This window comes from Streptomyces aureus (assembly GCF_001418135.1).
Taxonomy (GTDB): domain Bacteria; phylum Actinomycetota; class Actinomycetes; order Streptomycetales; family Streptomycetaceae; genus Streptomyces; species Streptomyces aureus_A.
Window position 1 is genome coordinate 1 of the sequence record NZ_LIPQ01000358.1, and the last position, 6,788, is coordinate 6,788.

Consider the following 6,788-nt stretch of genomic DNA (forward strand, 5'->3'; position numbering starts at 1 on the left):
GACCGACGACCAGGGTCCGACCGTCATCGGGTCCCGGGTCGTCCGGGCCGGTGCCACCGACGACCAGGGGCCGACGGTGATCGGCAAGGGCGGCGTGGTCCAGGCCGGCGCGACCGACGACCAGGGTCCGACGGTGATCGGCAAGGGCGGCGTGGTCCAGGCCGGCGCGACCGACGACCAGGGTCCGACCGTCATCGGGTCCCGGGTCGTCCAGGCCGGCGCGACCGATGACCAGGGCCCCACCGTGATCGGCGGGGGCGCGCCCGCCGCCGGCGGTCAGAGCGTCCTCGCCGCCTGATTCCCGCCCCGTACGTCGGCCGCGCCGGCCGCGACGGTCGCGTCAGCTACGACGGCGTTCCGCCGGGACGCCCATCTCGCCGAACAGATCCTCCGCCGAGCGCTCGTTGCGCGCCGCCTCCTCCGGGAGGCCGAGGGCCGCCTGGGCGCGGGCCATGCCGGACAGGGCGTAGGCCATCTCGATGCGGAAGTCGAGGGAGTGCGCCACCTCGTGGGCGCTCTCGTGCAGGCCGAGTGCCGCCACGTACTCCTTGCGCTTGTAGAGATAGCGGCCGACGGTGTTCTCGACCTTGGCCCGGCGCAGTGGAGAAACGTTTGGCCCGATGGTTTCCATGGCCCGGTCCGCGTACCGGACGGCCTGCTCGTCCCTGCCGAGACGCTGGGCGACCTCCGCGAGCAGCGCGAGGGCCAGGGCCACCTGCCCCGGGTCGCTGTTCTCGGTGCACAGCGCGCGCGCCCGAGCGAGGGACGTGTCGGCGGCCTCGTTGTCACCGAGGCAGGCATGGGCGAACGCCAGGTCCGTGAAGGCCACCAACTTGTTCTCGTGCTGGCCCAGTTCGTCGCAGAGCGCGATCGCCCGACGGGCCGCCGACGCCGCCTCCTCGTGCCGCCCCCACTGCTCGTACAGGGTGCTGAGCAGGGTGAGGCTCTCCGCCTCCGCACGGCTGGCGCCCAGCTCCCGCTGGTGCGCGATCGACTTCTCCAGATGGGACAGCGCCTGCGGGAACCGGCCGAGCAGACTGTTCAGCTGGCCGAGGGCGCCCTCGCTGTGGGCCAAGGTCTGTACGTCCCCCAGCCGTTCGGCGACGTCCCGGCCCTCCGTGGCGACCTCGATGCCCTCGGCGAAGCGGCCCAGCTTCCAGCACGCCACGCCCAGATTGGACAGGCTCACACCCAGCAACGGCAGTTCGCCGAGGCGGCGCGCGGCGGCGACCGCCAGGAGCCCCATCGAGCGGAACTCCTCCAACTGGCCCCGCGCACTGAGCTGGAAGGCGAGATTGCGGCTCAGGAACACGGTGTGGCGGTCGTGTCCGAGCCGGTCGGCCAGTCCCACCGCCCCGAGCAGGGACCCCTGCTCCCGCGCGAACCACTGCTCGGCCTGCTCGCTCTCCGCGAACCGCGGCAGCCGCGCGAGCCACGCGTCCGTGTCCTCCACCTCCGCCACCTCGGTGGGGATACGGCGCCGGCCCGGGAACATCACCTGGCAGGCCGACTCCGTCGCCGCCAGGTAGTAGTCGAGCAGCCGGCGCGTCGACGCGGAGTCGTCCTCCTCCGTCGCCGTCGACCTGAGGCTCTGCGCGAAGCTGCGCACCAGGTCGTGGAAGGTGTACAGACCGATCTCCGGCTGCTGCAACAGATGGACGTCCAGGAGGAGTTCCAGGATGTCCTCGGCGTCGGCCGGATCGGTCTCCAGGAGAGCGGCGGCCGCGTAGACGTCGAGGTCGCCGCCGGGATGCAGCGCCAGGCTGCGGAACGCGGTGCGGCAGTCCTGCTCCAGGGCCTGGTACGACAGGCGCAGGGTGGCGGCGACGCTGCGCTGGCCCGAACTCAGCTCGTCGAGCCGGCGCGTCTCGTCGCGCAGCCGGTCGGCCAGGTAACGCAGCGTCCAGCGCGGCCTATTGCGCAGCCGGGCGGTCGCGATCCGCAGCGCCAGCGGAAGACGGCCGCACAGCCGCGCCAGCTCGGCCGCCGCCTCCGGCTCCGCCGCGTACCGCCGCTCGCCCAGCGTCTCCGCCATCAGCGCCGCGCACTCCTCCGGCGACATCACGTCGATCGAGATCCACTGCGCCGAGTCGAGGTCCACGAGCCGGGCCCGGCTGGTGACGAGGACCAGGCAGCCGGGCGTGGTCGGCAGCAGCGGTCGTACGCCGTCGGCGTCGGCGGCGTTGTCGAGGAGCAGCAGCAGCCGCTTCCCGGTGACGGTCGACCGCCACAGCGCCGTACGGCCCGCGAGGTCCTCCGGGATGCGCGCGCCGGGCACTCCCAGGGCGCGTAACAGACTGTCGAGAGCTCCGCCCGCGGTCACCGGCTGCTCGCCGGGTGTGTAGCCGCGCAGGTCGATGTAGAGCTGGCCGTCGGGGAAATCGGAGGCCAGCGAGTGCGCCGCGTGCACGGCGAGGGAGGTCTTGCCGCTGCCGCCCATGCCGTCCAGGGCCACGATCCGGGAATGCCGCGCGCAGTCCCGGCCCGCCGAGTCGAGCAGCTCCCGCAGTTCGCCGCCGCGGCCGGTGAAGTCCGCCAGGTCGTACGGCAGGGTGCAGGGAGCCTCGGTGGGCGCGGCCTCCGGTAAGGGGACCGGGGCCGCGGCGGGCGGCGGAGCGGGGGTGGCCAGCTCCGGGCTGTCGCGCAGGATCCCCTCGTACACCTTGGTCAGCCGGGGGCCCGGGTCGACGCCCAGCTCCTCCACCAGGAGCTCGCGGACCCGGCTGTACTCCTCAAGTGCCTCGGCCTGCCGGCCCGAGCGGTACAGGGCGAGCATCAACTGGGCGCGCAGCGACTCGTGCAGGGGATGCGCCTGCACCAGATCCCGCAGATCGACGACGAGTTCCGCCGTCTCGCCGAGACCGAGGCGGAGCTCGAAGAGCTGCTCCGCAGCGGCGAGTCTGCGCTCCTCCAGCGCGGTGGCCGCCGCCTCGATCACCGGGCCGCCCGCCCCCGACAGGATCGGGCCCCGCCACAGGCCGAGGGCCCGGCGCAGCGCCTCCACCGCGTCGACGGCCCGGCCCTCGCCCGGGGCGTCCCGGGCCGATTTCACAAGACCGCCGAACTCCGTCAGGTCGAGCTGCTCCGGAGCGAGGACGACCCGGTATCCGGGGCCGTCGGTGACGATGACCTCGCTGCCCGCGGGGATGCGCCGACGCAGATCCGCGACCGCCTTGCGGACCTGGTGCGAGGCGGTCGCCGGCGGGTCCTCGGCCCAGGCCGACTCCACGAGCCGGCCGATCGTCAGCACCCGTCCGGGCTCCAGGAGCAGCGTACCGAGCACGCGTTCCTGGATGAGGCCCCCCAGCCTCAGCCGGGAACCGTCGGCCCAGCCCTCAAGGGGACCCAGCACGTTGAATCTCAGCGATTGCTCCTCGGCAGCGGTCATTGCCGCGAGCACCCCCCCAGGTCTCCCGTCCACGCCCTCGGCGCCGGTGATTGCGGATCCTAGCCCGTTCCCGTGACCCCCGGGAACGAGGCGGTACGGGATCGGTAAGCGGTCCCGCCACCGTATGACCCACGAGGCCGACTCCTTCACGGCCCTCGCGACTGAGGACCCCCCATGCAGCAAGGAGACTGGTCATGACCGAACAGGCATCGCCGGACGGGCTCGCCGAGCAGCTGCGGGCGGCACGGCAGTGGGCCGGGATCACCCAGGAGCAGCTGGCCGGGCTGTCGACCGTCAGCGTGCGGGCCATCCGCGATCTGGAGCAGGGACGGGTACGGCACCCGCGCCGGGAGACGCTCCGGCTGCTCGCCGGCGCCATGCGGCTGAGCGACGCCCGCCGCGCCGCCCTGGAGCTGGCCGTCGAAGGGGCGGAGGCCGGCACGGTGATGCGCGAGGCGTACGGCGCCGAACTGGCGCCGCCGCCCAAGCCGTTGCGCAGACTCGTCGGCCGCGCCGAGGAACTCCGCGTCCTGACCGGTCTGCTGGCCACCGAGCACGAACGGCTCCTCAGCGTGGTGGGCCTGGCCGGGGTGGGCAAGACCCGCCTGGCCCAGGAAGCCGCCCTGCTGCTCCACGGCCGCGACCGGACCCCCGTCGTCTGGGTCGACATGACCGGGACCGCGCCGCAGACGGCCGGGCCCGCCGGGACCCGCAGCCCGCGGTCCGCGCTGACGGGCTGGGCCCGCTCCCTGGCCCTCGGTGGCCGGGGCCTGGACGAACTCGCCTCCGTGATACGCGGCCGGGCCACCCTGCTGGTCCTCGACGGCCACGACACCGGACCCCACCTCACGCCCCCGCTCCTGGAACTGCTGCACGTCTGCGAGCGGCTCAAGGTGCTGATCACCACGCGCGAGCCGCACCGCACCCCGGGCAACCGGATGCTGCCGCTCGGCCCGCTGCCCGTACCCGACCCGGAGCCCGCGGAGTTCCCGGGCGGGGCCGAAGCGCCCGGCGCCTCCCTGACCGCCGGACAGCCCGCTGTCGAGCTCATGCTGTCGTACGTCGGTCACATGCGCCCCGACCTGATGCCAGGCGACTCGCTGGTCCGCACGGTGGCGCGGATCAGCCGGGCCCTCGACGGTGTGCCGCGGGCGATGGAGGCGGCCGCCTCCTGGCTGCTGCTTCGCTCACCCGCGGAGTTACTGCGGATCGCGCACACCACGCCGCTCGACGTCGTCGACGACGTGACCGCCGGGGACACCGGTGTAGACGGGGGCGGCGAGGGACTCGCCGCGCTGCTCGCGGCCGCCGTGGCCCGGCTCGACGACGGGCCCGCGGCGCTGCTCGGTGACCTGAGCCTCCTTCCCGACGGCTGGAGCGCCGACCAGGCCGCCGCCGGCCTGTCCGCGACCCCGGCCGCCGTGGTGCGCGACGTCCACGCGCTGATGCTGCGCGGCCTCGTACGACGCCTTCCCGGCGAGGAGGACGGAGCCCCGCGGTTCGGAGTGCTCAACCTGGTGCGGCAGCTCGCCGCCGAACGCGCCGCCTCCCTCGTACCGGCGACGGCCTTCGTCTCCTCCTGAACAGACCCCGCTCTCCCTGCGTCTCCTCCTCCCGCTCCCTTCCCGTTCCCGTTCCCGTTCCCCTTCCCCTGACCCGAAGAGAGGCCCGTCCGCCATGCGCAACCTGATCTCGCTCGCCGACCTGAAGCCCGAGCAGCTCGCCCGTATCGTCGCCCGCGCAGTCGAGTTCGGCACCGGCGGCGTCGACGACAAGCCGCTGGCCGGACGCCAGGTCGGCGTCTACTTCCGCAAGTCGTCCACCCGGACCCGGACCTCGTTCTGGAGCGGCGCCACCCGGCTGGGCGCCGACGTCATCACCTTCGGTCCCGACGAACTCCAGCTGACCACCGGTGAGACCGTGGAGGACACCAGCCGGGTCCTCGGCCAGTACCTCGACGCCCTCGTCGTCCGCACCAACGGCGACGTGGCGGAGATGCGCCGCCTCGGCGGCAGCCCGGACCTCGCGGTGGTGAACGCCCTCAGCCTCGACGAGCACCCGACCCAGGCGATCGCCGACCTGACCACGCTCGCCGAGCACTTCGGGACGCTCGCCGGGCTCCACGTGCTCGTCGTCGGCGAGGGCAACAGCTCCGGCGCGGCCCTCGCACTGGCCGGCGCGCTCACCCCCGGGCTGCGGATCACCCTGCTGAGCCCCGAGGGGTACGAGGTGCCCAAGAACACCATGGACCTCGTGGACGAACTGAGCGGCGGGGACCACCAGGTGCGCCGGATCACCGACCCGGCCGAGGTCGACGGCCCCGTCGACGCGGTCTACACGAGCCGCTGGCAGACCATGGGCGTACCGAAGGCCGACCCCGACTGGCTGGACGCGTTCGAGGGGTTCGCCGTCGACCGCGCGTTCTTCGAGCGCTACAGCGGCCCCGGCACCGTCTTCCTGCACGACCTGCCCGCCGTGCGCGGCCAGGAGGTCACCGACGAGGTCCTCGACGGGGAGCGCAGCCTCGCGTGGCGGCAGGCCCACCACAAGATGACCGCGGCGATGGCCGTACTGGAGTGGTGCGTGGTCGGCGAGAACTGAGCGGCACGGGTCCGCGACGGACGGGGGCGGCGTCGGTCCGGGTTCGTGGAACCCGGTACCGACGCCGCCCCCGCGTGTGAGCGACGGTCGTCAGCCGCCCATCGCGGCGACCACCGAACGGGGCCGCAGATCCGTCCAGTTGGCCTCGATGTACTCGGCGCACTCCTGCTTGCTGCCCTCCTCGCGGACCAGCTGCCAGCCCTCCGGGCGGCGGATCCGGGCGGGCCACAGCGAGTGCTGGCCCTCGTCGTTGGCCAGGACGACGAAACGGCCGTCGGCGTCGTCGAACGGATTGGTTGCCATGGCTTCACCTCTGTGGGTTCCGTGGAACGGGGATCCGGTGCCGCACCGGTGCCTCGACGCTACGAGACCGTGTCCGCCGGTTCGGGCAGCCGGAGCGGCAGTTGGGCGGCAGCCCGCCCGGACCTCGTGCCCGGCGGCCGGCTCCGCGCGCGGGGGCCTATACGAGGACGCGGGACACCTCGTTGGCCCGCGTGACGGCGATACCGGTGGCGACCGCGGCGGCCCGCACCGAGCCGAGCGCCCCGCGCAGCAGCTCCGTGCGCAGCCGGGGCTGGTCCGCCAGCTCCGGCCGGTCGGCGTCGATCAACTGCACCGCCGCCTCCAGGACGGCGAACTTGGCTTCGCCCAGGGGCTCGTGGCGGTCGGCATCTGTCATGACGTCGCGCAGGGCCGCGGCCAGTTCCGCGGCGGGGGCGATCTGGGACATGGGTCCACTCCTCAGGGTTCTCGGACGCGCGTGCTCCCGCGTTCCGCTCCGGCCCACGGGGCTTCGGAG

The 6,788-nt window shown here is 73.7% G+C and carries 5 protein-coding genes and 1 pseudogene; 3 read left to right on the top strand and 3 right to left on the bottom strand.

Annotated features, from left to right (window positions below; all coding sequences use genetic code 11):
• Window positions 1-298 (top strand): annotated as a pseudogene (locus AOK00_RS27050) (hypothetical protein); the annotation flags it as partial.
• 42 nt (window positions 299-340) lie between these two features.
• Here the strand turns inward: AOK00_RS27050 and AOK00_RS27055 are convergent.
• On the bottom strand, window positions 341-3,388 hold the full coding sequence (locus tag AOK00_RS27055; RefSeq protein WP_173861640.1) for an AfsR/SARP family transcriptional regulator: 3,048 nt from the start codon (window positions 3,386-3,388) through the stop codon (window positions 341-343).
• A gap of 194 nt (window positions 3,389-3,582) precedes the next feature.
• On the opposite strand from AOK00_RS27055, the gene AOK00_RS27060 reads away from it, so the two are divergent.
• Window positions 3,583-4,971, top strand: a complete 1,389-nt coding sequence (locus AOK00_RS27060) for a helix-turn-helix domain-containing protein (protein ID WP_055602875.1) — start codon at window positions 3,583-3,585, stop codon at window positions 4,969-4,971.
• Between the two features lie 94 nt (window positions 4,972-5,065).
• The gene (locus AOK00_RS27065) at window positions 5,066-5,989 is read left to right on the top strand and encodes an ornithine carbamoyltransferase (RefSeq protein WP_055602876.1); all 924 of its coding nucleotides are present in this window, start codon (window positions 5,066-5,068) and stop codon (window positions 5,987-5,989) included.
• Between the two features lie 90 nt (window positions 5,990-6,079).
• On the opposite strand, the gene AOK00_RS27070 is transcribed toward AOK00_RS27065, so the two are convergent.
• Window positions 6,080-6,292: an MbtH family protein gene (locus tag AOK00_RS27070; protein WP_055602877.1), complete on the bottom strand. Its 213-nt coding sequence runs from the start codon at window positions 6,290-6,292 to the stop codon at window positions 6,080-6,082.
• Window positions 6,293-6,449: 157 nt separating this feature from the next.
• Entirely contained in the window at window positions 6,450-6,719 is a 270-nt protein-coding gene (locus AOK00_RS27075; protein WP_055602878.1) for a hypothetical protein, read from the bottom strand.
• Window positions 6,720-6,788 lie beyond the last annotated feature (69 nt).

Bases quoted from the DNA above. Each gene is read 5' to 3' on its own strand.
- AOK00_RS27070 (WP_055602877.1), bottom strand. From the start codon at position 6,292: ATGGCAACCAATCCGTTCGACGACGCCGACGGCCGTTTCGTCGTCCTG.
- AOK00_RS27075 (WP_055602878.1), bottom strand. From the start codon at position 6,719: ATGTCCCAGATCGCCCCCGCCGCGGAACTGGCCGCGGCCCTGCGCGAC.
- AOK00_RS27055 (WP_173861640.1), bottom strand. From the start codon at position 3,388: ATGACCGCTGCCGAGGAGCAATCGCTGAGATTCAACGTGCTGGGTCCC.
- AOK00_RS27065 (WP_055602876.1), top strand. From the start codon at position 5,066: ATGCGCAACCTGATCTCGCTCGCCGACCTGAAGCCCGAGCAGCTCGCC.
- AOK00_RS27060 (WP_055602875.1), top strand. From the start codon at position 3,583: ATGACCGAACAGGCATCGCCGGACGGGCTCGCCGAGCAGCTGCGGGCG.